Here is a 26,457-nt window from a genome sequence, read left to right on the forward strand (position 1 = left end):
CGCTCAGTCGATCCGCCGACCACGACGCAGCACCGGCTCGACGTAGCCCGAGCCGTGATCGAGTTGGTAATCGAGGTTCACCGCGGCGTTGATCAGCGCGAGGTGGCTGAACGCCTGCGGAAAGTTGCCGAGCTGCTCGCCGGTGAGGCCGATCTCCTCGGCGTAGAGCCCGAGGTGGTTGGCGTAGGTGAGCATCTTCTCGAAGACCAGTCGCGCCTCGTCGAGGCGGCCCGAACGTGCCAGGGCGTCGACGTACCAGAACGAGCACAGCGTGAACGTGCCCTCGCCGCCGCTCAGGCCGTCGGGGCTGGCCGAGGGGTCGTAGCGGTACACGAGGCTGTCCGAGACCAGTTCGTCGTCGATCGCCTCGAGCGTCGACATCCATTGGGGGTCGCGCGGGGTGATGAACCCCATCAGCGGCATCCGCAGCAGCGACGCGTCGAGCACGTCGCTGCCCTCGTGCTGCACGAACGCCTGCCGCTCGGCGTCGAACCCGGTCTCCATGATGCGCTCGTAGATGCGGTCGCGCTCGTGCATCCAGCGGGTGAACGACGCCGGGCGTCCGTGCGCCTGGGCGAGGCGGATGCCCCGGTCGAGCGCGACCCACGACATGAACCGGCCGTACGTGAACTTCTGCGGGCCGCCCCTCGTCTCCCAGATGCCCTCCTCGGGCGTATCCCAGTGGTCGCAGAGCCAGTCGAGCATGTCGCGGACCTTCATCCACCCCGAGTGGGACAGCTCGACGCCGTGGGTGTCGGCGAGGTGGATCGAGTCCATCGCCTCGCCGTAGATGTCGAGCTGGAGCTGGTCGGAGGCGCCGTTGCCGACCCGGACCGGCCTGGACTTGCGGTAGCCGGAGAGGTGATCCATGACGGTCTCGGCGAGGTCGGAGGACCCGTCGACCCGGTACATGATCTTCAACGGCCCCGACTCGGTGCCGACGCTCTCGTGGATGCGCTGGAGGAGCCATTCGACGAACGCCTCGGCCTCCTGGCTGTAGCCGAGGCTCACGAGCGCGTAGACCGAGAACGACGCATCGCGGATCCACGTGTAGCGGTAGTCCCAGTTGCGCTCGCCTCCGACCTGCTCCGGCAGGCCCGTCGTCGGCGCCGCGACCAGCGCACCGGTCGGCGCATACGTCATCAGCTTCAGGGTGATCGCCGACCGGGAGACCATCTCGCGCCAGCGGCCCGTGTACGTGGAGCGGTCGTTCCACTCGCGCCAGAACCTGCGGGTCGCGAGGAACGTCTCGACGAGCTCGTCCTCGGAGACCTGCCGCGGCTCGACGTCGCCGGACTCGAGCATCACCCCGGTGAGCTCGCCGGTGCGCAACGTGATCGTGACCTTGATGCCCTCGCCGGCGACCTCGACCCTTCCCGCGCGGACGTCGCCGTGGAGGATCGGGTCGCCGACGCGGTGCAGGGTCAGCGTGAGGTCGTCGGAGACGAACTTCGCGCCCGGCCCCGCCGGGACCAGCCGATGCGGCGAGCGCCCGTAGTCGAAGCGCGGCTGGATCTCGCCCTCGAACGTCATCTCGCCGCGCACGACGCGGACCATGCGCACGATCACGTGTCGGTCCGTCGCCGCGCCGGTCGCGACGGGCATGAAGTCGATGACCTCGCCGACACCGGCGTCGGTGAGGAACCGCGTGATGAGGATGGCGGTGTCCGGGAGGTAGAGCTGCCGGGTGACGTACTCCATGCCGACGGGCCGCACCCGGAAGAAGCCGCCCTTCTCGGCGTCGATGAGCGAGCCGAACACGCTGGGGGCGTCGAACCTCGGACTGCAGAACCAGTCGATGGTCCCGTCGGTCGAGACGAGCGCCGCCGTCTGCAGGTCGCCGATGAGGCCGTGGTCGCTGATGTCGGGGTACCGCTTCGCCATGCATCGCCCCTTCCCCCACTGGGGATCGTGGCACGCATGCGAGCGAGGGGGCAAGGGCGGGTGGAGGACTCGGCCCGGATGGTGGAGGCTGAGCGCATGGCACGAATGGGAATCGACGCCGACGTCGACCTCGCCCGGATCCGTTCCGAGGGGCCGGCGGCATCCATCGGTCACGACGCCGACTTCGAACGGCGCCTCGCCTCCGCCTTCCCGGTACTCCACGGGTTGTTCCGACGACTCTACGGCGAACGGGACGACGCCCTCGACGTCCTCGGCGGCGTGATCGCCGACGCGTCGGACTCCTGGGCGGAGCGGGCGGCCGACCTCAGGCTCGCCGACGCCCGCCGGGAGCAGGATGCGACCTGGTACCTCTCGAACGGCATGCTCGGCGGGGTCTGCTACGTCGACCGCTACGCGGACGATCTCGCCGGAGTCCGCGCCCGCATCCCCGAGTTCGTCGAACTCGGCCTGACCTACCTCCACCTCATGCCGCTCTTCGCCGTCCCCGAGGGCAACTCCGACGGCGGGTACGCGGTGTCGAGCTACCGCGCCGTCGCGCCCCGGCTCGGCACGATCGACGACCTGCGCGACCTGGCCGGGGAACTCCGCGCGAACGGCATCTCGCTCGTGCTCGACTTCATCTTCAACCACACGGCGTCCGACCACGAGTGGGCCGTGCGCGCGGTGGCGGGCGAGCCGGGCTACGAGGACTTCTACCTGATCTTCCCCGACCGCACGATGCCCGACGCCTACGAGCGGACGGTGCGCGAGATCTTCCCCGACGACCATCCCGGCTCGTTCGTGCAGCTGGCGGACGGCCGGTGGATCTGGGCGACCTTCCACTCGTTCCAGTGGGACCTGAACTATGCGAACCCGGCGGTCTTCCGCGCGATGGCCGGCGAGATGCTGTTCCTCGCGAACCTCGGCGTCGACGTGCTCCGCATGGACGCGGTCGCGTTCATCTGGAAGCGGTTGGGCACGCCGTGCGAGTCGCTACCCGAGGCGCACCTGCTGCTGCAGGCGTTCAACGCCGTGCTCCGCATCGCGGCGCCCGGCCTGTTGTTCAAGTCGGAGGCGATCGTGCACCCCGACGAGGTCGTCGAGTACATCTCGCTCGCGGAGTGCCAGCTCTCGTACAACCCGCTGCAGATGGCGCTCACGTGGGAGGCGCTCGCGACACGCGACCCGCGGATGCTCCGGCAGGCCCTCGAACGTCGGCACGCCCTGCCCGACGGCTGCGCGTGGGTGAACTACGTGCGGGGCCACGACGACATCGGCTGGACCTTCGCCGACGAGGACGCCGCCGAGTTCGGCATCGACGGCTTCGACCACCGGCGCTTCCTCAACGCGTTCTACGTGAACCGGTTCCCGGGCAGTTTCGCGAGGGGCGTCCCGTTCCAGGAGAACCCGCGCACGGGCGACGCGCGGGTCGCCGGCACGACGGCCTCGCTCGCGGGCATCGAGGCCGGGGACCCGCACGGCGTCGATCGGGTGCTGCTCGCCCACGCGATCGCACTCTCGACGGGTGGGATCCCGCTCGTCTACCTCGGTGACGAGGTCGCCCAGCTGAACGACTACGGCTACGTCGACGATCCGGCGACGGCCGACGACAGCCGCTGGGTCAATCGACCGCGGCGGCCGGTCGCCGCCTACGCCGCGCGGCACGACCCCGTCACGACGGCGGGCGCCGTGTACTCGGGACTCACCCGGTTGATCCGCGTGCGACGCGGAACGCCGGAGTTCGCGGGCGGTCGGCTCGTGCCGTTCGATCCGAAGCACCCCACGGTCCTCGCCTACCAGCGCCCGGGGGCGACGGATGGCTCGGCCGCACCCGGCGAGACGGCCACCGTGCTCTGCCTCGCGAACGTCGGCGACGCACCCGCGGCGATCGACGCGCTCACGCTCTCGGGGTTCGCGCCCGACGCGCACGAACTCATCACCGACCGGCGGGTCTCGCTCGAGCGCGGCATCGTGCTCGAGCCGTGCCACATCGCGTGGCTGCGAGTGCGCGCCGCCGAGGAGCCGCCTCGGTTCTGAGCGTCTCGGCGGTGCGTCATCCGTGAGCCCGATGCTTCGGCACCGACGGAAGAAGCCCCGGACCCCGCACGTTCTGCGGGATACCGGGGCTTCGCTCTGCGCGCCCGGAGGGACTCGAACCCCCAACCTTCTGATCCGTAGTCAGATGCTCTATCCATTGAGCTACGGGCGCATGGGATGTCGCCCGGATCCTCTCGGCTCATCAGGCAACCCGGTTACTCTATCCCACGTCGCGCCCCCACGCCAATCGGGTGCGTCTGCCCGGGCGCGTCGCCGTTCGCGGCGAGCGCAGGCATCGAGCCGCGCGAGCGGCGCCCGCGTGGATCCGAGCGTATCCACCATCGGAAGCCGATGATCGTGAGGCACGCGACCGGCACTAGCATTCCGCCATGGGCAAGCTGATCTACAACTCCTCGAACCGCGAGATCGAGATCGAGGACCGCACGCTCGCGCACCTGCGAGTCGCGATCATCAACAAGCTGCGCCGGTCCGAGAGCTTCGCCATGACCTGGGAGCACGGCATCGAGCACGGCAGCGGCCGCACGACGCTGTGGCTGCACGAGTCGGTGCCGCTGCAGTTCGTGTTCAGCGGCAACCGCCCCCCGAAGCTCAACCGGCTGTGGATCGAGCAGATGCTCCTCTCCGCCAACAGCACGGTCGGCCTGCAGAACGTACCCGAACCCGAGGAGAACGAGCCGTTCGACTTCGAGTGAGCCCCGTCGCGCACTCGCCGGCCCGCGACCTCCGTCGGCACTCCTCCACCGGCACTCCCCCACCGGCGCGATAACAGCCGTCCCGATCGACGGCAACCCCTCGATCCCCGGTCCGCACCGTGCCTACGGTGGCCGCCCGGCGCGCATCCGCGCGTCGTGACGACGGAAGGGAGATCGCCATGAGCACGACCGTGACCGCCGACATCGAGGTGGGCGTCCCGATCCGCACGGCCTACGACCAGTGGACGCAGTTCGAGACGTTCCCGCAGTTCATGAGCGGCGTGGACTCCATCCGCCAGGTCGACGACGCCACGACCCACTGGGTGGTGTCCGTGGGCGGCGCGACCCGCGAGTTCGACGCCGACATCTCCGACCAGGTGCCCGACGACCACGTCGCCTGGCACAGCACCACGGCCGAGGTGGACCACCGCGGACGGGTCGAGTTCCGACCCGTGTCGGCCGACCGCACCCGCGTCGACGTGACGCTCGAGTGGGAGCCCGAGGGTCTCGTGGAGAAGGCGGGCGCCGCGCTCGGCCTGGACGACCGGCAGGTCGAGCACGACCTCCGGAGGTTCAAGGAGTTCGTCGAGTCCCGCGGTGCCGAGACCGGCGCCTGGCGAGGCGAGCTCCACCAGGACGACCGGGAGACGTCGAGTGCGGCCGGCCTCGCGGAGACGCCGGGCACCGACGGGATCGTCGGCGAGGACCCGGACCTCCGGCCCTAGTCGTCCGCCGGGTCGGGCCCGCCGTCGGCGGTGCCCGACTCGGGGTCGAGCTGCTCGGGCACGAGCTGGATGCCGCCCGTGGAGTTGGCGCTCCGCATGAGCTCCTCGAGGTAGTCGCGGCTGAGCTCGGGCGGTTCAGGGTCGTCGAAGACGAATCGCAGCGGGATGTTCGGGTGGAGCCAGAGCGTGCTCCGCCCGTCCGGCTGGTCCTCGGGGTGCTGCCACGACACCGTGAAGGACTCGCCTCGTCGGAGCTTCGTGACCACCGCGACCTGCAGGTGCGCCAGCGCCCGGTCCTCGATCCCGATCGGCGTACCGGCGTTGCCGTAGTACAGCGTTCCCATGCCGACGAGGCTACCCCGCTCCCGTAGACGCCGGGCCGTGGTCATCGAGCGCACCTCCTGCCGGCGCCGTCAACCCCCTCGGCCCAAGTCGGCCGCGCGCGTAGCGTGACGGGACGGACACCCGAACGAGGAGGGCCCGTGCGCGATCACCTGATCGATCCGACCACGAAGCACACCGCTGAACCGTTCCCGCAGCAGGAGCAGTTCCCACCCGGCCTGACCCCGCGGATGACGCCGCAGCCCGACCATGGCGAGTACAGCTACCGCGGTTCGGGCCGGCTCGCCGGCCGTCGGGCCCTCATCACCGGCGGCGACTCCGGCATCGGCAGGGCCGTGGCGATCGCGTTCGCCCGCGAGGGCGCGGACGTGGCGATCTCGTACCTGGCCTCCGAGCAGGAGGACGCCGACGAGACCGCGTACTGGGTCCGCGATGCCGAACGACGTGTCGAGCTGCTGCCCGGCGACCTCGTCGACGAGCAGCACTGCGCCGACCTCGTCGACCGGACGTGCGACGCGTTCGGCGGAATCGACCTGCTGATCCTGAATGCGGCCCACCAACGCGACCGCGGCGGCATCGACGAGGTCCCGACCGACGGCTTCGACGAGGTCATGCGCGTCAACCTCTACTCGAGCGTGTTCCTCGCGCGCGCCGCCGTGCCGCGCATGGACGCCGGGTCCTCGATCATCACGACGTCGTCGATCCAGGGCTTCGACCCGTCATCCCGTCTCGTCGACTACGCGATGACGAAGGCGGCCCTCGTGGCGTTCACGAAGGCCCTGGCCCAGGAGCTCGGGCCGCGAGGCATCCGCGTCAACTCTGTCGCGCCCGGGCCGATCTGGACACCGCTCATCCCGTCGACCGGGTGGCCCGACAAGCTGCCGAAGTTCGGGCAGGACACGCCGCTCGGCCGAGCCGGGCAGCCGGCCGAGCTCGCGGGCGCCTACGTCTACCTCGCGTCCGACGACGCGTCGTTCACGTCGGGCGCGATCCTGCCGGTCACCGGGGGCACGCCCCTCTGACCGGCGACACCACCCCGCGCGGAAGGAAGGAGAACCGACATGCCCGGCAACCGACGAGGACAGGGCTCGCTGAAGGACCCGGAACTGTACGAGGAGCTCCGCGACGGCGGCGCCTCCAAGGAGAAGGCCGCCCGGATCTCCAACGCGGCGGCGGCACGGGGCCGCGCGGCGGTCGGAAGGAAGGGAGGCGAGTCCGGCAGCTACGACGACTGGACCGTGCCCGAGCTGAAGAAGCGCGCCAAGGAGCTCGGCCTGACGGGCTACAGCGACAAGCGGAAGGGCGAGCTCATCGACGCCCTCCGCAACCACTGAGGGGCGAGGGATGCCGCGGCTGCGACGCGTCGAACCGTACGCGTCACCCGGCCTGACGCGCCGTCGCAGCGGCCGCGGGTTCACGTACCGCCACGACGACGGCTCGCCCACGGACCGCGCCGACCGCAACCGGATCGCGGACCTCGCGATTCCGCCGGCGTGGACCGACGTGTGGATCGCCGAGGCGCCGAACGCGCACATCTTGGCGGTCGGCGTCGACGCGGCCGGCCGCCGCCAGTACCTGTACCACCCGGTCTGGCGCGAGCGGCAGGACGCGGAGAAGTTCGAGCGGATGGCTGCGCTCGCCGAAGTGCTGCCCGGCGCCCGTCGCGGGGTCCGCCGCGACCTCGCACTCGGGGAACTGCTGCGCGAGCGCGTGCTCGCCGCGGCGTTCCGCACCCTCGACCTCGGCGCCATCCGCATCGGCTCGGAGGAGTCGCTCGCGCAGGCCCGCAGCCGCGGGCTGACGACCCTGCTCGTCCGGAACGCCCGGCTGGAGGGCCTCGATGCGGTGCGGCTGCGGTTCCGCGCGAAGGGCGGCATCGCGCAGGAGGTCGTGCTCGAGGACGCGGCGCTCGCGTCGTTCGTCGAGGGGATGTCGGGGCGCTCGCCCGCCTCGCGGCTCTATGCGTTCACGGAGGGACGGCGCATGCGGCCGCTCGGCCCGGTCGACGTCAACGAGGACATCCGGACGCGCACGGGCGGCGACTTCACGGCGAAGGACTTCCGGACGCTGCGCGGCACGATCGCGGCGGCCGACCGGCTCGCCGAACTCGGCACCGCGGGCACCGCACGTGCTCGCAGCGCCGCGGTCCGCGAGGCGATCGTCCGGGCGAGCGAGGTGCTCGGCAACACGCCGGCGATCGCGAAGGCGAGCTACGTCGACCCCCGGATCGTCACGGCATACGAGCACGGCCGACTGGTCGCGCTGCGCGGGGGCCGCGAGCGCGCGCTGCTGCAACTGCTCGTCGACGACGCCGGGTGATCCGCGTGCCGACCGTGCGTCTGCTGGGTATCGCCCCAACGTACGTCCGGCGGTACATATGCGCACGTACGCTTGCCATATCGACAACGGGCGAACGCCCGTGAGACACCGGCTGGGAAGTCGACGACGACGACGGGCCGGATCATCAGCACTTCACTCATCCCTGCATCGCACCTCGGTGCGATCCGCTCCACGAAGCCGCGGAGCGATCGCCCGGGCGTCACCCAGAGCTACTCCGCGCTGTCCCAGGTCATCAAGGAGAGCGGGCTGCTCCGCCGCACGCCCGTCTTCTACTCCCTGCTCGTGGGCGGCCTCGCCCTGGCGCTCGGGGGTGCGATCACCGGCTTCGTACTGCTCGGCGACTCCTGGTACCAGCTGCTCATCGCCGCCGCGCTCGGCATCATCTTCACGCAGTTCGCGTTCTTCGCCCACGAGGCGTCGCACCGCGCCGTGCTCGCCTCGGGCAAGGCCAACGACCGGGTCGGCCGCTTCGTCGCAACGGTCATGGTCGGCATCAGCTACCAGTGGTGGATGACCAAGCACACGCGCCACCATGCCAACCCGAACCGGGTCGGCAAGGACCCGGACATCGAGTTCGACACGATCTCGTTCATCGAGGAGGACGCGGCGAAGCAACGGGGCCTCATCGGCTGGATCACCCGCCGCCAGGGCTGGCTGTTCTTCCCCCTGCTGCTGCTCGAGGGCCTGAACCTGCACGTGACCTCGATCCGCTCGCTCTTCGAGCGTCGCGCGGTGCCCGGGCGCGCCCTCGAGCTCACCCTCATCGCGCTCCGGCTCGGGCTGTATGTCGCCGTCGTGTTCTGGGCCCTTCCGCTCGGCATGGCGTTCGCATTCCTCGGCGTGCAGCTGGCCGTCTTCGGCGTCTACATGGGGGCCTCGTTCGCGCCCAACCACAAGGGCATGCCGATCATCCCGGCCGACGCGAAGCTCGACTTCCTGAGCAAGCAGGTGCTCACGAGCCGCAACATCACGGGCCGCTGGACGAGCCCGCTCATGGGCGGCCTCAACCACCAGGTCGAGCACCACCTGTTCCCGAGCATGCCGCGCCCCCACCTCGGGCGGGCACGCGAGATCGTGCGCGAGCACTGCCGGTCACTCGGCATCCCCTACACCGAGACGACGCTCGTGGACTCGTACGGCATCGTCGTGCGGTACCTGAACCGGGTGGGGCTGTCGGCACGCGACCCGTTCGACTGTCCCGCTGCGGGCGAACTCCGGCGACGCTGACGCCGCCCGCCCCGGAACGGGACGACTATGCGGCCTCGACGGGCTTCGGTCCCGTCGGACGCTGCGCGGCCACGTGCTCGAGGTCGAGCACGATGCCGCCGCCCGAGTTCGCACCGCGCATGAGGTCCTCGATCCACTCGCGGTCCAGCTCGGGCGCCTCGGGCGTCTCGAAGACGAATCGGAGCGGGATGGCGGGGTGCAGCCACAGCGAACTGCGGCCGCGCGTCGAACCGTCGACGTGACGCCATGACAGGGTGAAGCTCTCGTTGCGACGGAGCTTCGTGGTGATGGCGATCTTCAGGTGGGCGAGGGCGCGGTCGTCGATCTCGATCGGCGTACCGGCGTCGCCGTAATACAGGGTTCCCACGGCTGAACACTAACCCCCGTCCGAGTGTCGGCGAAATCATCCGTTTCGACCGGGTCGCCCGGGGCTCGCGCCGGCGTTCCCCGGGCCGGGCCCGGACTCGGCCTGGACGTCGCCCGCCGCCTTGTCCGGCCTGAGGCCCCGCCAGCGCGGATGGCGCGCCACCCCGGTCCGCGTCCACTCGCCGAACTCGATCTCCCCGACCACCTCGGGTCGCACCCAGACGGCGTCCACCGCGTCCGCATCCGGGACCTCGATGAACGGCGAGGCCTCCTCCACGATCCCGTCGAGCACTCCCTGCAACCGCTCGGTCTCGCGTTCGCGTAGGCCGGAACCGACACGCCCCGCGTATCGCAGCCCCTCCGGGGTCGGCACGCCGACGAGCAATGAGCGGATGCGACCGACCCGGGTGCCCGACCCCACGCGATAGCCGCCGATGACGACCTCCTGCGTCCGCGAGATCTTGACCTTGACCCAATCGTCGCTGCGGACGCCCGGCGAGTAGCGGGAGCCGCGGCGCTTGGCGACGATCCCCTCGAGGCCGAGCCGGCGGGCCTCCTCGAGCGCCTCCTCGGCGCCGACCGCGACGGTCGGCGGGACATCGACGGGCACGTCGGCGTTCGGCCGCACGAGCCGTTCGAGTCGCTCCCGTCGGCGCTCGTACGGCTCGTCGGCCGTGGGTGTTCCCGCGACCTCGAGCACGTCGAAGAGGTGCAGCCTGACCGGCACGGACGCCGCGGCCGCGGCGATCTCGCGCGGCCTGCCGAGGTTCATCCGACGCTGCAGCAGTCCGAAGTCGGGGCGCCCCTCCTCGTCGAGCGCGACCACCTCGCCGTCGACCACGGCGTCCGCGCGGAGCGCGGACGCGAGCCCCGCGAGTTCCGGGTACGTGGCCGTCTGGTCGATCCCGTTGCGGCTGACGAGCTGTGCGACGCCGTCCTCGACGCGGGCGATGACTCGGATGCCGTCCCACTTCCACTCGATCGCCCAGTCGTCGGACGCGACGAGCCCCGCGGTGCCGGGCACGGCGAGCATCGGCTTCGGCACGGGGTCGCGCGAACCCGCGGCCCGGCCCGTGCGCGCCGAGGGCGCCGTCCGTCGAGCGGATGCCGCCGGCCGCGGGCCCGTGCCGACCACCGCCGTCGCGGCAGGCCCCGCCGACGCATCCGCCCCGCCCGCACCGACGGCACCGCCGCGCTGCTCCTTCATCCGATGCAGCAGCCACTGGCTCTTCTCGCCGTCGCCCTGCGTGCGGATGAGCGCAAGACGCACGCGCCCGAGCGGGCCGCCGACCCGGCCGTGCAGCGTGAAGATCACCTCGTCGTCGCGCCACTTCTCGGTCTCGTAGGTGCCCGTGTCCCACACCGTCATCCCCCCGGCGCCGTACTGGCCGTCGGGGATCGTGCCCTCGAAGACGAGGTACTGCATCGGGTGGTCCTCGGTCTGGACCGCGAGGTGATTCGTGCCCGTGTCATCGGGCACGCCCTTCGGCACCGCCCAGCTCTTCAGCACCCCGTCGCGCTCGAGCCGCAGGTCGAAGTGCAGGCGCCTCGCGTGATGCTCCTGGATCACGAAATGCGGATCGCCGTCGTTCGCGACACCCCACGCCGAGTCGGGCATCGGCTCGGGCGTCGCGCCGGCGGTGCGCATCGAGAGGTAGGTGCTGAGCGGCCCGTCGGCGGATGCCCCGGTCACCTCGAGCATCGGGTCGCCGCGCTCGGCGACGATCGCGACCACCTCGTCGGCCTCGAGCTGGCGGAGGTCCGGATCCTCGAGCTCGTCCCACGTGCGGGGTGCGGCGACCGTCGGACGGAACCGCCCGCGGAGGGAGTACGGCGCGATCGTGGTCTTCTTGCCGTTGTTCTGGCTCCAGTCGATGAGCACCTTGCCGCCCCGGAGCGTCTTCCTCATGCTCGACACGACGAGGTCGGGGTGGTCGGCCTCGAGCGCCCGCGCGAGTTCGTGCGCGACCGCCGACACCTGCTCCGAGGTCTGCGCACCGTCGAGCGGGGCGTAGAGGTGGATGCCCTTGCTGCCGCTCGTGACCGGCACGAGGTCGAGCCCGATCGGGTGCAGGATGTCGCGGACCATCCGTGCGACCTCGGCGCACTCGGCGAGGCCGACGCCCTCGCCCGGGTCGAGGTCGAACACCATCCGGTCGGGGTTCGCGGGCGCGCCCGACGCATCGAAGCGCCACTGCGGCACATGCAGCTCGATGGCGCCCATCTGGGCGAGCCACACGAGCGTCGCCCGGCTGTCGGCGATCGGGTAGGTCTTGTCGCCGTCGGAGTGGTGCTGTACCCCGCGACGGATCCACTCGGGCGCGTGCTCGAGGTTCTTCTCGAAGAAGGCCTGCTCCGGACGGCTCGGGGTGCCGACCCCGTTCACCCAGCGCTTGCGCGTGATCGGCCGCCCCGCCACGTGCGGCAGCATCACGGGCGCGATCTCGGCGTAGTAGGCGATCATCTCGCCCTTGGCCATGCCGGTCTCCGGGTACATGACCTTGTCGAGGCTCGTCAGCCGGAGCCGACGTCCGTCGACGTCGACCAGCTGCGCGGGGCCCTGCGCCATGTGCCCATCCTGCCCGTCGAAACGGGCGAGGGGTATCGCTCGCGCCGGGCGAGGTGTGTACTGGGGGCATGCGAGCCGTGTGGAAGGGGGCGGTCACGTTCGGCCTCGTCAACGTGCCCGTCAAGCTGTACAGCGCCACCGAGGACCACGACGTGTCCCTGCACCAGGTGCACGACGCCGACGGCGGGCGGATCCGCTACCAGCGCGTGTGCGAGATCGACGGGGAGGTCGTGCCCTACCAGCACATCGACAAGGCCTACGACGACGGGGAGCGGACCGTCATCATCACCGACGAGGACCTCAAGTCGCTGCCCGCCGAGCGCAGCCGCGAGATCGAGGTCGTCGAGTTCGTGCCCACCGACCAGATCGACCCGATCATGTTCGACCGGAGCTACTACCTCGAGCCCGACTCGGCGTCGAACAAGGCGTACGTGCTGCTGCGAGAGGCCCTCGAGTCGACCGACCGCACGGCGGTGGTGCGGATGGCGCTGCGCCAGAAGACCCGGCTGGCGGCGCTCCGCGTCTTCGGCGACGTGCTCATGGTGCAGACCCTCCTGTGGAGCGACGAGGTCCGCGCGGCGAACTTCCCCGCGCTCGACGAGCCCGCGAAGATCACCTCGAAGGAGCTCGACCTCTCGAAGCAGCTCATCGAGAGCCTCTCGAACGACTTCCAGCCCGAGCAGTTCGTCGACGAGTACCAGCGGGAGCTCCGCACGCTGATCGAGGCCAAGCTCGAGCACGGCGACGCACTCGACACCGCGGCGACCTTCGGCGAGCAGGCCGAGGAGGAGGGTGGCGAGGTCATCGACCTCATGGAGGCCCTGCGCCAGTCGATCGCCGCGAAGCGCGGCGGCGGGGCGGATGCCGCGACGTCAGCGACGTCGAAGAAGCCGAGCGCGAAGGGGTCCGGCGCGAAGACCTCCGCCGCCAAGACGTCGGGCGCGAAGGCGTCGAAGTCCGACTCGTCCGGCGGGAAGCCGGCTGCGAAGGGCCGCACGAAGAAGGCCGGCTGACCCGGATCGTCAGGCGGGCGACGGAGCCGTCGGGTCCGCGAGCGCGCCGAGCGCCCAGGCGTAGTGGCCGCCGAGGCACTCGTGCGCGGGTTCGGCGAGCGTGGCGCCGTGCAGCCAGGCCCGCCCGTCGATGAAGATCTCGGCGTCGGTCATCGCGTCGAGCCGGGCGAGCGTGGAACCGTGGCTCGCTCGGAGACGTTCGCGAGCGGCCGCCGGGTCTCCGTCGTCGCGGTAGCGGTCGCGCAGGTCGCGGTTGAGCCGGTCGAGGTCGCGCCAGGTGTAGCCGTCGGCCGGGTAGGCGGGGACCTCGCCCGCCGCGTCGGCGGTGATCCAGCCGAGCAGCAGCACGTGCCAGGCGTGCAGGTGGTTGACCACGTCGACCGCGTCGCGGTCGCGCGGCTCGGGCGCGGCGGCAACCGTCATCGGCGCGTCTCGCGCGGGGAGCGCGACCCCGCCGAGGGCATCGAGCGCGCGCTCGAACTCGGCGAAGCGTTCGACCGCCTGGCGGACCAGTTCGGCGCGGTGCTGCGGGATGCTCACGCGCCCAGCCTACGATCCGTGCGCGACGGCGAGGATGGCGGCCGTCTGGGGCGGGAGTTCGAGCATGCGATCGGCCACGCCGTCGGCGAGCGCCGGGTCGGTCGCGAGCAGGACCTCGGCCGGCCCGTCGAGCTCGAGCCCCCACGGCGAGGCGCCGAGGTTCGCGAGCACCACGACCCGCTCGTGCGCATCGGGGGCACAGCGATCCATCCGGAACCGGGACGTCGCGTCATCCGCCCACGCCGTCGTGTGCTCGAACGCGGGGTCGGTGAGCTCGGGCCGTGCCCGGCGGAGGGCGAGCAGTCGGCGGTGGAGGTCGAGCAGGCGCGCGTGCACGCCGGCCGTCTGCGCCGGCTCCGACCAGTCGAGCTTCGACCGCCGGAACGTCTCCGGATCCTGCGGGTCGGGCACGAGCGACTCGTCCCATCCCATGCGCGCGAACTCCGCGATGCGACCCTCGGCCGTCGCGCGTCCGAGCTCGGGCTCGGGATGCGAGGTGAAGAACGCCCAGGGCGTCGAGGCGCCCCACTCCTCCCCCATGAACAGCATCGGCGTGGAGGGCGACGTGAGGTTCAGCACCGCGGCCACCGCCAGCCGGGCCTCGCCGAGCGCGGGCGAGAGCCGATCGCCGGCGGCGCGGTTGCCGACCTGGTCGTGGTCCTGCGTGAACGTCACGAGGCGCCAGGTCGGCACGGCGCGGTCGATCGGGTGCCCGTGGTCGCGCCCACGGAACGACGAGTACGTGCCGTCGTGGAAGAAGCCGCGCGTCGTCGTCTTCACGAGCGCGTCGAGGGGCGCGAAGTCGGCGTAGTAGCCCGCCGTCTCGCCCGTGAGGGCGACGTGCATGGCGTGGTGGTGGTCGTCGCTCCACTGCGCGGTCAGGCCGAAGCCGCCCGACTCGCGCGGCATGATGAGCGTCGGGTCGTTGAGGTCGGACTCGGCGATGAGCGTGAGCGGCCGGCCGAGGTGCGCCGAGAGCGCGTCGGCGTGCTCCGCGAGCTCGCGCAGGATGTGCCGCTCCGACCGGTCGCGAAGCGCGTGCACGGCATCGAGCCTGAGCCCGTCGACATGGAAGTCGCGCAGCCACATCATCGCGTTCTCGACGATGTACCGGCGCACCTCGGGCTCGTCGAGGTTCACCGAGTCGCCCCACGTGTTCCGCTCGGCCGTGCGGAGGTAGGGCCCGTAGCGGGGCAGGTAGTTGCCGCTCGGCCCGAGGTGGTTGTAGACCACGTCCTGGATCACCGCGAGCCCCCGTACGTGGCAGGCGTCGACGAAGCGCTGGTAGGCGGCCGGACCGCCGTACGCCTCGTGCACGGCGTACCAGAGCACGCCGTCGTACCCCCAGTTGTGCGTGCCGTTGAACGCGTTGACGGGGAGGAGCTCGACGAAGTCGACCCCCAGTTCGACGAGGTGGTCGAGGCGCTCGATCGCGGAGTCGAGCGTGCCGACGGGGGTCCAGGTGCCGACGTGCAGCTCGTACACGACGCCGCCCGCCAGCTGCCGGCCGGTCCACGCGGCATCCGCCCATCGGTGCGCGCCGAGGTCGAACGCGGCGCTCGACTGGTGCACGCCGAGCGGCTGCCGCAGCGAGCGCGGGTCGGGCAGCGCCCGATGGTCGTCGTCGAGCACGAACCCGTACTCGTCGCCCGGTTCGAGCTCGACGTCGGCGTGCCACCGGTCACGGTCGTCGCGCCGCATCGGCAGGTCGGGGCGGCCCGGGCGTCGCAGCGCGACCCGCGTCGGGATCGGGGCCCAGAGTTCGGGCGTCAACGCGCGACCCCCTCGCCGCGGGGTCGGTCGGCGTGTCCACCAGGGGCGTCGGGGGCGGGTGCCTCCGGCACGAGCAGGGCGACCGGGTAGTTCGCGAGCACCTCGGCGAGCGCGAGCCCGCCGTCGCCGTCGGCCGGGCCGCCGCCGTGCCGCCGACCCGTGAGCAGGTCGACGACCGGTCCACCCGCCGTGAGCACCGCCGTGTCGCCCCAGGCCCCGTCCGGCGCGGACGCCGAGGGCGCTCCGCCCACGCGTGCCGCGAGCCCCAGCGGCAGGCGGGTCGCGACGGTCACCGCCCCGCCCCGATCGAAGGCGATCGCATGCCGGGCCGCATCGCCGACGACCTCGAGCGGCCGGTACCGCGTGAACCACTCCGGATGGTCGCGGCGGGCGCGGAGCGCGCGCGAGGTGACGAGCAGCTTCGCGGCGCCCGTGGCACCCGTCGCCGGAAGCCCGCCGCGCCGCACGTCGTCGTCGAGGTCGGCGAGCATGCGACGCCGCAACCCGAAGTCGACCGCCCGCCGGTTGTCGGGGTCGACGAGGCTCGTCTCCCAGAGCTCGGACCCCTGGTAGACGTCGGGCACGCCGGGCATCGTGAGCTGCAGGAGCTTCGCCGAGAGCGAGTTCGACCAGCCGGCGGGCGCGAGCCAGGCGACGAAGGCCTCGATCCGCTCGCGGACCGCGGGATCGTCGTAGGCGCGGTCGACCACGGCGTGCATGCGCGCCTCGAACGCGGCGTCGGGCGCCGTCCAGGTGGTCGACACGGATGCCTCGCGCGCGGCCTTGTCGGCGTAGGCGTGCGCCCGCTCGCGCTCGATCGGCCAGGCGCCGACGAGGGCCTGCCAGAGGAGCGCATCGAACGGGCCGTCACCGGTCGATCCCGCGGTCGAGCGGAGGCCGTCGAGCTCGATCGACCAGCGCTCGGGGATCTCGGCGAGCACGTCGAGGCGCGCCCGGACGTCCTCCCCGCGCTTGGTGTCGTGGGTCGAGAGCGTCGTCATCGAGTGCGGCCACTCCGCGTGGCGCCGGATCTGCCGCTCGTGGAAGCGACCGACCGAGACGGAGAACTCCGACGGATCGCCGCCCACCTCGGTGAGCGAGCCGAGTCGGGTGAACCGGTAGAACGCCGTGTCCTCGACGCCCTTGGCCATGACCATCCCGCTCGTCTGCTGGAAGCGCACCGCGGCCGGGTGGCCGGCATCGCCGAGCACCGGGAGGAGCGCGTCGATCGTGGCGGACAGGTCGGGCCGGTGTTCGCGCGCGAGGCGGGCGGCCGCCTCGAGGTGCTCGGCGCCCGCCGGCAGGTACGACCGGTAGACGGGGAAGCACGTGAGCAGTTCGGCGAGCGCGTCGGCCGCGGCAGCCGGCCGGGGCTCCGGGAGCATCCGCTCGAGCCGGAGCACCTCGCTCCGCAGGATCCCGTCGGCGATTCCGCGCTTGGTGCCGTGGATCAGCTCGTGCCAGTCGGTCGGCCCGGCGATCCCGGTCTCGGCGCGCAGGCGGGCGTCGAGCGCGTCGAGGCCCGCCTCGCCGTCGGGGTCGACGAGCACGCGGTCGACGTCGGCCAGCGCGTCGTACCCGGTCGTCCCGTCGGTGCGCCAGTGCGGCGGCAGCGGCTCGTCGCCCTCGAGGATCTTCTCGACGAGCACGTACGCACCGCCCGTGGCCTGCGCCAGCCGCCGCAGGTAGGCGCCCGGGCGCGCGAGGCCGTCGGGGTGGTCCACGCGGAGTCCGTCGACGAGCCCGTCGCGGATCCAGCCGACGATCGCCTCGTGCGTCGCGTCGAAGACGTCGGGCAGTTCCACGCGGATGCCGGCGAGCTCGTTGACCGCGAAGAAGCGGCGGTAGTTCAGCTCGGCATCGGCGCGCTGCCAGTGCACGAGCTCGTAGTGCTGGCGCGCGTGCACCGCACGGGCGTCAGCACCGTCGTCGGCAGACCCCGGCGCGAGCGGGAACCGGTGCTCGAAGTACCGCAGCTCGCCGTGCTCCAGGCGCAGATCACCCGCATCCGCCGCGTCCTCGGCGGTGCCGCCGAGCACCGGCAGGCGCACCTTCCCGCCGGTCAGGCCCCAGTCCACGTCGAACGCGTCGGCATGCGGGGAGTCGGGGCCGTGTTGCAGCAGGCTCCACCACCACACGTTTTGGGACGCATCCGCCACGCCCACGTGGTTCGGCACGATGTCGACCAGGACGCCGAGGCCGGCGTCGTGCGCGGCATCCGCCACCGTCGCGAGGCCGACCTCGCCCCCGCGCGCCGGGTCGACCCGGTCGTGCGCGACGACGTCGTAGCCGTGGTCGGATCCCGCGCGCGACGGCAGGATCGGCGAGAGGTACAGCCAGTCGACGCCGAGCGCATCGAGGTAGTCGACGGCGGATGCGGCGTCGTGCAGGTCGAACGACGGGCGGATCTGGAGCCGGTACGTCGACCGCGGCGCCCGCGCCGTCGGCCCGCGCCCCACCCGCCCCGCGGCACGCGTCACTTCCCCGCCTCCGTCTTCGGCGCTGGTGCCTCGTCCTTCGCGGCGGCGACCATCGCCGACAGCGACGCAGCCACCGAGTGGTCGACCTCCTCGGGCGTGGGGTCGTGCTGCCGGAGCACCACGAGCGAACGCTGCTCGAGCGCGACCACCTCGCCCGGCTGGATCGGGGCGCTGTCGGCCCGGCGCCCGGCCGTGTCGATGAGCACCTCCCACTCGGGCGAGAGCTCGTGATGCGGGATCGTGAACTCGACCGTGTCGTCGTGCGCGTTGAAGAGCACGATGAAGTGCCGGTCGACGATGCGCTCGCCGCGCCGGTCCCGCTCTCGGATGCCCTCGCCGTTGAGGAAGACGCCGATCGCCTTCCCGAAGCCGGCATCCCAGTCCTCGGGCGCCATGACCGTTCCGTCGGGCCGCAGCCAGACGAGGTCGGGCACCGGGCCGCCCTCGCGCTGCCGGACGGGCCGACCGTCGAAGAACCGGCTCCGCCGGAAGATCGGATGCTCGGCGCGGAGCTTCGCGACCGCCGCCGTGAACTCGATGAGCGGCTGGTCGGCGTGCTCCCAGTCGATCCAGCTGAGCTCGCTGTCCTGCGCGTAGACGTTGTTGTTGCCCCGCTGGGTGCGGCCGAGCTCGTCGCCGTGCGACAGCATCGGCACGCCCTGCGAGAGCAGCAGCGTGGCGATGAAGTTCCGCTGCTGGCGGGCCCGGAGCGTGAGGATCTCCGGGTCGTCGGTCGGTCCCTCGACGCCGAGGTTGTAGGAGCGGTTGTGGGACTCGCCGTCCTTGCCGTCCTCGCCGTTGGCGTCGTTGTGCTTCTCGTTGTACGACACCAGGTCGCGCAGCGTGAAGCCGTCGTGGGCCGTGACGAAGTTGATGGATGCCACGGGCCGCCGCCCCGAGTGCTCGTAGAGGTCGGCCGAGCCGGTGAACCGCGACGCGAACTCGCCGAGCGTCGCCGGCTCGCCGCGCCAGAAGTCGCGGACCGTGTCGCGGTACTTGCCGTTCCACTCCGTCCACTGCGGCGGGAAGTTGCCGACCTGGTATCCCCCGGGGCCGACGTCCCACGGCTCGGCGATGAGCTTGACCTGGGAGACCACCGGGTCCTGCTGGACGAGCTCGAAGAAGGTCGAGAGCTTGTCGACCTCGTAGAACTCGCGGGCGAGGGTCGACGCGAGGTCGAACCGGAAACCGTCGACGTGCATCTCGAGCACCCAGTAGCGCAGCGAATCCATGATGAGCTGCAGCGCGTGCGGATGGCCGACGTTCAGCGAGTTGCCGGTGCCCGTGTAGTCCATGTAGTACTTCGGCTCGTCGTCGACGAGGCGGTAGTACGCCGCGTTGTCGATGCCGCGCATCGAGAGCGTGGGGCCGAGGTGGTTGCCCTCCGCCGTGTGGTTGTAGACGACGTCGAGGATGACCTCGATGCCCGCCGCGTGGAGGGACTTCACCATCGCCTTGAACTCCTGCACCTGCTCGCCCCGCTGGCCGGCCGCGGCGTAGGCGTTGTGCGGAGCGAAGAAGGCGATCGTGTTGTAGCCCCAGTAGTTCGAGAGGCCCTTCTCCTGCAGCGTGCCGTCGTCGACGAACTGGTGGACGGGCATGAGCTCGATCGCGGTGACGCCGAGTTTCTTCAGGTGCTCGACGACCACCGGATGGCCGACCGCAGCATAGGTGCCTCGGATCTCCTCGGGAACCCCGGGCAGGGTCTCCGTCAGGCCCTTCACGTGCGCTTCGTAGATGAACGAGGCAGCGTACGGGGTCCGCGGATGCCGGTCGCCCGACCAGTCGAAGAACGGGTTCGTGACCACGCCGAGCATCATGCTCTTCGCGGAGTTCTGGTCGTTGCGCCCGTCGGGGTCGCCGAACGGGTAGCCGAAGAGGGACTGGTTCCAGTCGAGCGCCCCGTCGACGGCCTTGGCGTACGGGTCGAGGAGCAGCTTGTTCGGGTTGCAGCGGAGCCCCTTGGCCGGGTCGTTCGGCCCGTGCACGCGATAGCCGTAGCGCTGGCCGGGCTGCACCTGCGGGAGGTAGGCGTGCCAGATGTACGCGTCCACGTCGATGAGCTCGACGCGCTTCTCGCGGCGCCGGTTGTCGAACAGGCAGAGCTCGACCTTCTCGGCGACCTCGCTGAAGAGCGCGAAGTTCGTGCCGTTCCCGTCGAACGTCGCGCCGAGCGGGTAGGTGGAGCCGGGCCAACTGTGCATGCATCCCCCAACGATGAGCCTCCGGCCATCGTAGGGGGAGGATGTCTCGGTGCGACGTCCGTTGACGCGAGCATGCCGACCGTGGTGGCGCGTCGGCGGTGGGCCCGCTGTCACCGAAGGGGACGACGACGGCCGGGGCGCGACCTCGTCGCCGCCCCGGCCGTCGGCCGGCGTCTCCGCCCGGTACCGGACTACTCGGAGTCGGAGTCCGCGTCGCAGGACGCGCCGACGGCGACCGCGGCCTCCTGGACCGCCGCCTGCTGCTCGGCGAGCTGGTCGGGGTCCTGTTCGATGGTCATCGCGGACGGGTCCTCCTCGGAGGGCACCTCCTCGAGGCCGTCGGCGTAGGTCGACACCTCGTTGAGCGCGGTCTGGAACTCGCCGAGCGAGTCGATGAGGGCGCTGTCGTCACCGGAGTCCTCGATGAGCGCGTCGGTGCGGCTGGACGCGTCGCCGAGGTAGCTCTGCAGCTCGTCGAGCGACGGCGGCGCCGCGAGGTTGTTCTGGACGCCGTTCGAGATGTCGCGCACCTGCGCGGCGATCGTCGAGCAGCTCTCCTCGCCGGACGCGGCGGTGTCCCCGCCACCGCCGGACGCGCAGCCAGTGAGCGCGAGCGCACCGGCGAACACCAGTGCTGCGGGCATCATGAAACGTCGCATACTGCAACTCCCCCTGTGTCGTATGGAACAGGGGGAGCATAGTCCCTCACAGCGACATCCGCTGTGCGCGCGATCACGGTCGCCCCACGGCGAACACCCGCCGCCGCACCGAGCTCGCGGGGGTGGCCGCGCGGCGATTGCCGGAAACGCGAAACGGCCGCGATGCACGCGGCCGTCGGGCTTCGGTTCAGGAGCGGAGACGGCGGGATTTGAACCCGCGGTCCCCTTACGGGGACTCCACCTTAGCAGGGTGGTGCACTCGACCGGACTATGCGACGTCTCCTCGCGGACACCCGAAGGCGAACGCGACTGCCATCATAACCGGCATCCCGCCGAAAAGACGATTCGACCGATGCGGATGCCGCGGCGGGCGCGCGGACGCTACTGGTCGGCGAGCGTGCGCCCGGCCGAACACCGCGTCTCGGCGGCGGTCTGACCGGTGACGTCACTCGGCAGCGCCTGCTGCGTCGGCTGGGGCGCCGTGGTCTCGCCGGGCGTCTCGGTCTCCGCCGGTTCCTCGGTCGCGGGCGACTCGGTCGAGGCGGGCGCGTTCGGGTCGGCGGCCGACGCGAACGAGTTGTCGTCGAGCGCCGAGGGGTCGAGCGTCATCGGCAGGTCCTGCTGCAGTGCGAGGTTCACGGCTTCCGCGGAATCGGTGGGGAAGACGGCTCCGTAATCCTCCTCGTACGCGGTGGGGTACTGCACGAAGGCGATCTTCGAGAGGTCGACGTCCTTCGCGGCCTTCGCGATCGAGACCATCATCGCGGGATCGGCGAGGGTCGAGGAGAGCTGCATGTTGTCCAGTGCGGCCTTCGCGATCGAGTAGAGCTTCACGGGGTCGGTCAGCGTGCCCGCGGACTGGAGCTCCCGCGCCAGCGCCGACATGAACACCTGCTGGTTCGAGATGCGGCCGAGGTCGGAACCGTCGCCGACGCCGTACCGCGTGCGGAGGAACTGCAGCGCCTGCAGGCCCTTCAGCTCGTGCGTGCCCGCATCCAGGTAGAGGTCGGTGTGCTCGTCCTCGATGGGCTCGGCGACGCAGACCTCGACTCCACCGACGGCCTCGGAGATGGCCGCAGCACCCATGAACTGGACGATGCCCGCGAAGGGGATCGCCTCGACGCCGGTCAGGTTCTCGACGGTCTTCACCACGCACGGCATGCCGCCGTACTCGAGCACCGTGTTGATCTTGACGTCGTACTGCTCCCAGAGTTCCTCGTTCGTATCGGGATCGGTGCAGCCGGCGGGGATGTCGACGAGCATGTCGCGCGGGAAGCTCACGACCTCGACGTGCGAGTGGTCCTCGGAGATGTGCAGGAGGAGGTTGACGTCGTTCAGGACGGCCGTCTCCTCGTCGGGGTCGCCGAAGCCGTCGCCCTGGCCGGCACGGCTGTCGCTGCCGATGATGAGCAGGTTGACGCCGCCGTCGATCGCACCGACGTCGGGCACGCCGTCGAGCGCCGACTCGTTGCCGAGCGACACCGTGGGCTTCGCCGTCACCGCGAGGTCGAACGCCGCGTATGCGGCGACCGCGGTGCCCGAGGCCAGGACGACCGCGAGGACGGATGCCATGAGCTTCGCGAGATTGGCCCAGACGCCGTTCGAGCGCAGGCGGCCGTGTCGGGCGATCGCCGGGGACGCATCATCGCGTCGCGCTGGGGTGCGCGGCTCGTGACTGCTCACTCCGATGATCTCCTTCTCTCTGGCCGGGGCACGTTCGGGCTCGAGCGGAGGGCGTGGGATTCGAACCCACGAGGCATTGCTGCCCACTGGTTTTCAAGACCAGCTCCATCGGCCGCTCGGACAGCCCTCCTGATCGCGTCGCAGCGCCCAAAGGGGCGACGCCGCTCGTGCGAACGGGCCGATTCTAGCCGACACGTGTTGCAGCGAGCCTCGCAGGCCAGTCTGTGCGACTCCTGAGTCGACGCTGGACGCGCGCGTCCGGCGCGCGTCCGGTCACCCCGAGTTGGCGGTCGTGCAGCGCACGTCGGCTGCCGTCTGGCCGGTCACGTCCGGCGGGAGGAGGCTGCCCGCCGCGGTCGGCGGGGCGGTCGGCGTCGCGGTCGCATCCGTGGGCGGCGGGCTGGAGGCGACCGCATCCTCTCCGCCGGCGCCCTCGACCGTTCCGAAGGAGGCGCTGCCGGTGGCGTCGGGATCGAACGTCACGGGCAGGTCCGCCTGGAGCGCTTGGTCGATGACCGCGGAGGACGCGGTCGGCACGACCGCGGAGAAGTCGTACGTGTACGCCGTGGGGTACTGGATGAAGGCGATCTTCGACAGGTCGACGGCCTGCATCGTGCGCGCGATCGAGACCAGTCGCCACGCGTCCTGCAGGCCGGAGGACAACGTCATGTTCTTCAGCACCGCCTGGGCGATCGAGTAGAGCTTGACCGGATCGCCGAGCGTGCCGTCGGCCTGGAGGGTGCGAGCGAGCGATGCGAGGAAGGTCTGCTGCGCCGAGATGCGTCCCAGGTCGCTGCCGTCTCCGACGGCGTGCCGCGTGCGGAGGAAGGCGAGCGCCGTCGCGCCGGTGATCTGGTGGCGTCCGGCGTCGAGCTTCAGGCCCGAGTACTCGTCGTCGATCGGATCGGCCAGGCAGACCTCGACGCCGCCGACGGCCTCCGCCAGGGCCGCGACGCCCTTGAACTCGACGATGCCGCCCACCGGGATGGTGACGCCGACGAGCTCCTCGATGGTCCGCGCGACGCACGAGAGCCCCCCGTAGTCGAGGACGGTGTTGAGCTTCACGCCGTAGCCCTCGTACAGCGTGGCGGAGGGGTCGTCAGGATCCTGGCACGCCGGAACGTCGACCAGCATGTCGCGCGGGAAGCTCACCACCTCGACGTGCGAGTGGTCCTCGGCGATGTGGAGCAGCATCGTGACGTCGTTCAGGGTGGCCGAGTCCAGGTACGGATCGCCGAACGATCCGTCCGCCGGCCGCTTGTCGCTGCCCACGAGGAGGAAGTTGAGTCCGCCTTCCATCGCGCCGATGTCGGGCACGCTCTCGAGGATCCGCTCGCTCTCGAACTGCACGCTCGGCCGGGCGGCGACGGGCGCGACCAGGTCGGTCACCGCGTACGCCGCGATCGCACCCGACGCGACGAGCAGGACCGCGACCGTCGCGCCGACGCCCTTCCCCAGGGATCGGGCGGCGCTTCGACGCGGAAGCCGGCCGTGGTGCGCGGGCGGCACGGCCGCCTCGGTGAGCACCGGTGGCACGCGGGGGCTGGGAGGCGCCGGCGGGGGGATGACCGGCGGCAGCGGGACATGACCGTCCGACACGCCGTCGTCAGTCGTCGGCGTGTCGTCCTGCGGTGCGTCCAACAGATCGCTCACGCATGCCCCCGATCGCGATCCTAACCACGTTCGGCCTGATCACGGCGGGAACGTCGCCGTTCGTGATCCGAACGGGACGCGCGCGGACCGCCAAGGGCCCGCCGGAGGGGACGGAGTCGCCCTCAGGGCAGCGAGTCGAGCACGGGTGCGAGGCCCGCTTCCTCGATCCGGCCGGTGCGCTCGTGCGCCGCAGAGACGACCTCGGCCGGCGCCTGACCCATCGCGACCGCGCGGCCGGCGGCGCCGGCCCAGTGGAACATCTCGATGTCGTTGCGCCCGTCGCCCACGGCGAGCACGCGGCGCAGCGGCACCCCGAGCCATCCGCGCACCCGCTCGAGCGCCGTCGCCTTGTTCACCCCGTCGGGCGCGATGTCGAGCCACGCGGTCCAGCCGATCGCGTAGCTGACGTGGTGCAGGCCCATGCGCTCCACCAGCCCGAAGAACTCGTCGAGGTCGTGGTCGACGGAGGTGGCGACGACGCGCGTCGCAGGCCGGCCGAGCAGCCCCTCGAACTCGACCTCGCGGGCGCGCTCGAGGTTCCAGTCGGACATGCCGCGCGTGAACAGGCGGTACCCGTCCGCGAGCTCGATGAGGAACCTCCCGCCCGGCAGTTCGTCGCGGATGCGCAGCAGCACGTCGGTGGGGTCGAACGTCTCGACGTGCGCCTGCGTCCAACCGTCGGCCGATGCCGGGTCGCGGCGCATCGTGATCGCGCCGTTCGCGGTGACGACGTACTCGGGCTCGAGCCCGAGGTGCTCGAGCACCGGGCGGGTCGTCGACCAGGACCGCCCGGTGGCGAGCGTGACGAGATGGCCGCGATCGACGGCGGATGCCACGGCCTCGACCACGACCGGATCGATCGACTCGTCCTCGTGCATGATCGTGCCGTCGACGTCGAGGGCGACGAACCAGCGCTCGTCGGCAGCGGCGGTCATCGCTCGACGGGGCGGAGCACCTCGAGGCCGCCGAGGTAGCCGCGGAGGCGCTCTGGCACCACCACCGAGCCGTCGGCCTGCTGGTGGGTCTCGAGGATCGCGACGATCCAGCGCGTGGTGGCGAGCGTGCCGTTCAGCGTTGCCACGGGTGCCGTCTTCCCGCTCTCGGTGCGGTGGCGGATGTCGAGCCGGCGCGCCTGGAACGTCGTGCAGTTCGAGGTCGAGGTGAGTTCGCGGTACGCCTGCTGGGTCGGCACCCACGCCTCGACGTCGAACTTGCGGGCCGCACTCGATCCGAGGTCGCCCGCCGCGACGTCGATCACGCGGTACGACAGGCCGAGCGCCTGCAGCATCTCCTCCTGCCAGGCGAGGAGGCGCTCGTGCTCCTCCTCCGCGTCGACGGGGTCGACGTAGCTGAACATCTCGAGCTTGTCGAACTGGTGCACGCGGATGATGCCCCGCGTGTCCTTGCCGTGGCTGCCCGCCTCGCGGCGGTAGCAGGTCGACCATCCGGCGTAGCGGATCGGCCCCGCGGAGAGGTCGAGGATCTCATCGGAGTGGTATCCGGCGAGCGCGACCTCGCTCGTGCCGGTGAGGTAGAGGTCGTCGGCCGGCAGGTGGTAGACCTCCTCGGCATGCGCGCCGAGGAAGCCCGTGCCCTGCATGATCTCGGGCCGCACGAGCGTCGGAGTGATGAGCGGCGTGAAGCCGTTGCCGATCGCCGTGTCGAGGCCCATGTTCATGATCGCGAGCTGAAGGCGCGCGCCGACGCCCTTGAGGAAGTGGAAGCGGGCGCCCGACACCTTGGCGCCGCGCGCCATGTCGATGCCGTCGAGCAGCTCGCCGATCTCGAGGTGATCGCGGGGCTCGAAGCCGAAGGCGGGGATCTCGCCGACCTCGCGGAGGATCTCGAAGTCCTCCTCACCGCCTGCGGGAACGCCCTCGATGACCACGTTGCCGATGCGCTGCACGGCGGCGGTGAACGCCTCCTCGGCGGCCGAGGCATCCGCATTGGCCTGCTTGACCTTCGCGGCGAGCTCCTGCGCCTGGGCGACGAGTGCGGCCTTCTCCTCCTTCGGCGCCTTCGCGACCTGCCTCCCGAACGCGTTCTGCTCGGCTCGGAGCGACTCGAAGGCGGTGATGGCGGCGCGACGGGCGGCATCGGCCGACACCGCGTCGTCGACGAAGGCCGGGGACTCGCCGCGCGCCTCCTGCGAGCGCTTGACCAGGTCGGGGTTGTCGCGGAGCAGCAGGGGGTCGATCACCCGAGCAAGTCTAGTCAGGGCCCCCGGCGCCCCTTCCGACGCACGCCGG

The 26,457-nt window shown here is 71.3% G+C and carries 21 protein-coding genes and 3 tRNA genes; 8 read left to right on the forward strand and 16 right to left on the reverse strand.

Translation table 11 applies throughout. The annotated features are described in order from the left end of the window. Positions 1-3: 3 nt before the first annotated feature. Positions 4-1,884 carry a glycoside hydrolase family 15 protein gene (locus tag ACSJD1_RS14930; RefSeq protein WP_438856074.1) on the reverse strand — a complete coding sequence of 627 codons (1,881 nt, stop codon included), beginning with the start codon at positions 1,882-1,884 and terminating at the stop codon, positions 4-6. Positions 1,885-1,980: 96 nt separating this feature from the next. Between ACSJD1_RS14930 and ACSJD1_RS14935 the strand changes: the two genes are divergently transcribed. Beyond that, on the forward strand, positions 1,981-3,921 hold the full coding sequence (locus ACSJD1_RS14935) for an alpha-amylase family protein (protein ID WP_438856075.1): 1,941 nt from the start codon (positions 1,981-1,983) through the stop codon (positions 3,919-3,921). Between the two features lie 99 nt (positions 3,922-4,020). Here ACSJD1_RS14935 and ACSJD1_RS14940 read toward each other — a convergent pair. Further along, positions 4,021-4,093, reverse strand: a tRNA-Arg gene (locus ACSJD1_RS14940). Between the two features lie 217 nt (positions 4,094-4,310). Here ACSJD1_RS14940 and ACSJD1_RS14945 point away from each other — a divergent pair. After that, positions 4,311-4,634, forward strand: a complete 324-nt coding sequence (locus tag ACSJD1_RS14945; RefSeq protein WP_155053060.1) for a DUF7882 family protein — start codon at positions 4,311-4,313, stop codon at positions 4,632-4,634. A 179-nt stretch (positions 4,635-4,813) separates the two neighbouring features. After that, a complete protein-coding gene (locus ACSJD1_RS14950) occupies positions 4,814-5,359 on the forward strand; it encodes an SRPBCC family protein (protein WP_438856076.1) in 546 nt (181 codons plus the stop codon). Here ACSJD1_RS14950 and ACSJD1_RS14955 read toward each other — a convergent pair. Next, positions 5,356-5,703 carry a DUF7882 family protein gene (locus ACSJD1_RS14955; protein WP_438856077.1) on the reverse strand — a complete coding sequence of 116 codons (348 nt, stop codon included), beginning with the start codon at positions 5,701-5,703 and terminating at the stop codon, positions 5,356-5,358. The genes ACSJD1_RS14950 and ACSJD1_RS14955 overlap by 4 nt on opposite strands. Before the next feature lie 138 nt (positions 5,704-5,841). Between ACSJD1_RS14955 and ACSJD1_RS14960 the strand changes: the two genes are divergently transcribed. From ACSJD1_RS14960 to ACSJD1_RS14975, 4 genes are all read left to right on the forward strand, one after another. Then, complete coding sequence (locus ACSJD1_RS14960) at positions 5,842-6,723, forward strand: SDR family oxidoreductase (protein WP_438856078.1); 882 nt, start codon at positions 5,842-5,844, stop codon at positions 6,721-6,723. Between the two features lie 39 nt (positions 6,724-6,762). Continuing rightward, the gene (locus tag ACSJD1_RS14965; RefSeq protein ID WP_438856079.1) at positions 6,763-7,035 is read left to right on the forward strand and encodes a DUF7218 family protein; all 273 of its coding nucleotides are present in this window, start codon (positions 6,763-6,765) and stop codon (positions 7,033-7,035) included. 10 nt (positions 7,036-7,045) lie between these two features. After that, the gene (locus ACSJD1_RS14970) at positions 7,046-8,020 is read left to right on the forward strand and encodes a DNA topoisomerase IB (protein ID WP_438856080.1); all 975 of its coding nucleotides are present in this window, start codon (positions 7,046-7,048) and stop codon (positions 8,018-8,020) included. Between the two features lie 159 nt (positions 8,021-8,179). Further along, complete coding sequence (locus tag ACSJD1_RS14975; RefSeq protein WP_438856237.1) at positions 8,180-9,268, forward strand: fatty acid desaturase family protein; 1,089 nt, start codon at positions 8,180-8,182, stop codon at positions 9,266-9,268. A gap of 25 nt (positions 9,269-9,293) precedes the next feature. Here ACSJD1_RS14975 and ACSJD1_RS14980 read toward each other — a convergent pair whose 3' ends face one another. After that, on the reverse strand, positions 9,294-9,635 hold the full coding sequence (locus ACSJD1_RS14980) for a DUF7882 family protein (protein WP_438856081.1): 342 nt from the start codon (positions 9,633-9,635) through the stop codon (positions 9,294-9,296). Between the two features lie 36 nt (positions 9,636-9,671). After that, positions 9,672-12,203, reverse strand: coding sequence for an ATP-dependent DNA ligase (locus tag ACSJD1_RS14985; RefSeq protein ID WP_438856082.1), 2,532 nt, complete (start codon positions 12,201-12,203; stop codon positions 9,672-9,674). 68 nt (positions 12,204-12,271) lie between these two features. On the opposite strand from ACSJD1_RS14985, the gene ku reads away from it, so the two are divergent. Continuing rightward, on the forward strand, positions 12,272-13,216 hold the full coding sequence (gene ku / locus ACSJD1_RS14990) for a non-homologous end joining protein Ku (protein WP_438856083.1): 945 nt from the start codon (positions 12,272-12,274) through the stop codon (positions 13,214-13,216). A 9-nt stretch (positions 13,217-13,225) separates the two neighbouring features. Here ku and ACSJD1_RS14995 read toward each other — a convergent pair whose 3' ends face one another. The 11 genes from ACSJD1_RS14995 to serS form a co-directional block, all read right to left on the reverse strand. After that, positions 13,226-13,756: a ClbS/DfsB family four-helix bundle protein gene (locus ACSJD1_RS14995; RefSeq protein WP_438856084.1), complete on the reverse strand. Its 531-nt coding sequence runs from the start codon at positions 13,754-13,756 to the stop codon at positions 13,226-13,228. 9 nt (positions 13,757-13,765) lie between these two features. Continuing rightward, positions 13,766-15,529, reverse strand: a complete 1,764-nt coding sequence (gene treZ, locus ACSJD1_RS15000) for a malto-oligosyltrehalose trehalohydrolase (RefSeq protein ID WP_438856085.1) — start codon at positions 15,527-15,529, stop codon at positions 13,766-13,768. Then, entirely contained in the window at positions 15,526-18,009 is a 2,484-nt protein-coding gene (gene treY, locus ACSJD1_RS15005; protein WP_438856086.1) for a malto-oligosyltrehalose synthase, read from the reverse strand. Before treY ends, treZ begins: the two co-directional genes overlap by 4 nt. After that, complete coding sequence (gene glgX / locus ACSJD1_RS15010; protein ID WP_438856087.1) at positions 18,006-20,213, reverse strand: glycogen debranching protein GlgX; 2,208 nt, start codon at positions 20,211-20,213, stop codon at positions 18,006-18,008. Before glgX ends, treY begins: the two co-directional genes overlap by 4 nt. A gap of 191 nt (positions 20,214-20,404) precedes the next feature. Next, positions 20,405-20,860 carry a hypothetical protein gene (locus ACSJD1_RS15015; protein WP_438856088.1) on the reverse strand — a complete coding sequence of 152 codons (456 nt, stop codon included), beginning with the start codon at positions 20,858-20,860 and terminating at the stop codon, positions 20,405-20,407. Between the two features lie 206 nt (positions 20,861-21,066). Further along, positions 21,067-21,155: transfer RNA gene (locus ACSJD1_RS15020), tRNA-Ser, on the reverse strand. 98 nt (positions 21,156-21,253) lie between these two features. Beyond that, entirely contained in the window at positions 21,254-22,555 is a 1,302-nt protein-coding gene (locus ACSJD1_RS15025; RefSeq protein ID WP_438856089.1) for an LCP family protein, read from the reverse strand. A 45-nt stretch (positions 22,556-22,600) separates the two neighbouring features. After that, a tRNA-Ser gene (locus tag ACSJD1_RS15030) sits at positions 22,601-22,685 on the reverse strand. Between the two features lie 143 nt (positions 22,686-22,828). Continuing rightward, positions 22,829-24,208: an LCP family protein gene (locus ACSJD1_RS15035; protein ID WP_438856090.1), complete on the reverse strand. Its 1,380-nt coding sequence runs from the start codon at positions 24,206-24,208 to the stop codon at positions 22,829-22,831. A gap of 122 nt (positions 24,209-24,330) precedes the next feature. After that, on the reverse strand, positions 24,331-25,143 hold the full coding sequence (locus tag ACSJD1_RS15040; protein WP_438856091.1) for an HAD family hydrolase: 813 nt from the start codon (positions 25,141-25,143) through the stop codon (positions 24,331-24,333). Beyond that, positions 25,140-26,408, reverse strand: coding sequence for a serine--tRNA ligase (serS, locus tag ACSJD1_RS15045; protein WP_438856092.1), 1,269 nt, complete (start codon positions 26,406-26,408; stop codon positions 25,140-25,142). The genes ACSJD1_RS15040 and serS overlap by 4 nt, the downstream gene beginning before the upstream one ends. Positions 26,409-26,457 lie beyond the last annotated feature (49 nt).

This window comes from Agromyces excoecariae (assembly GCF_051715505.1).
In the GTDB taxonomy this organism is placed as follows: domain Bacteria; phylum Actinomycetota; class Actinomycetes; order Actinomycetales; family Microbacteriaceae; genus Agromyces.

What these genes read in the sequence shown, in the direction of transcription:
- ACSJD1_RS14950 (WP_438856076.1), top strand. Translation starts at nt 4,814, where the DNA reads ATGAGCACGACCGTGACCGCCGACATCGAGGTGGGCGTCCCGATCCGC.
- ACSJD1_RS14965 (WP_438856079.1), top strand. Translation starts at nt 6,763, where the DNA reads ATGCCCGGCAACCGACGAGGACAGGGCTCGCTGAAGGACCCGGAACTG.
- ACSJD1_RS14970 (WP_438856080.1), top strand. Translation starts at nt 7,046, where the DNA reads ATGCCGCGGCTGCGACGCGTCGAACCGTACGCGTCACCCGGCCTGACG.
- ku (WP_438856083.1), top strand. Translation starts at nt 12,272, where the DNA reads ATGCGAGCCGTGTGGAAGGGGGCGGTCACGTTCGGCCTCGTCAACGTG.
- ACSJD1_RS14945 (WP_155053060.1), top strand. Translation starts at nt 4,311, where the DNA reads ATGGGCAAGCTGATCTACAACTCCTCGAACCGCGAGATCGAGATCGAG.
- ACSJD1_RS14985 (WP_438856082.1), bottom strand. Translation starts at nt 12,203, where the DNA reads ATGGCGCAGGGCCCCGCGCAGCTGGTCGACGTCGACGGACGTCGGCTC.
- ACSJD1_RS15015 (WP_438856088.1), bottom strand. Translation starts at nt 20,860, where the DNA reads ATGATGCCCGCAGCACTGGTGTTCGCCGGTGCGCTCGCGCTCACTGGC.
- glgX (WP_438856087.1), bottom strand. Translation starts at nt 20,213, where the DNA reads ATGCACAGTTGGCCCGGCTCCACCTACCCGCTCGGCGCGACGTTCGAC.
- ACSJD1_RS14955 (WP_438856077.1), bottom strand. Translation starts at nt 5,703, where the DNA reads ATGGGAACGCTGTACTACGGCAACGCCGGTACGCCGATCGGGATCGAG.
- ACSJD1_RS14935 (WP_438856075.1), top strand. Translation starts at nt 1,981, where the DNA reads ATGGCACGAATGGGAATCGACGCCGACGTCGACCTCGCCCGGATCCGT.
- ACSJD1_RS14930 (WP_438856074.1), bottom strand. Translation starts at nt 1,884, where the DNA reads ATGGCGAAGCGGTACCCCGACATCAGCGACCACGGCCTCATCGGCGAC.
- ACSJD1_RS15040 (WP_438856091.1), bottom strand. Translation starts at nt 25,143, where the DNA reads ATGACCGCCGCTGCCGACGAGCGCTGGTTCGTCGCCCTCGACGTCGAC.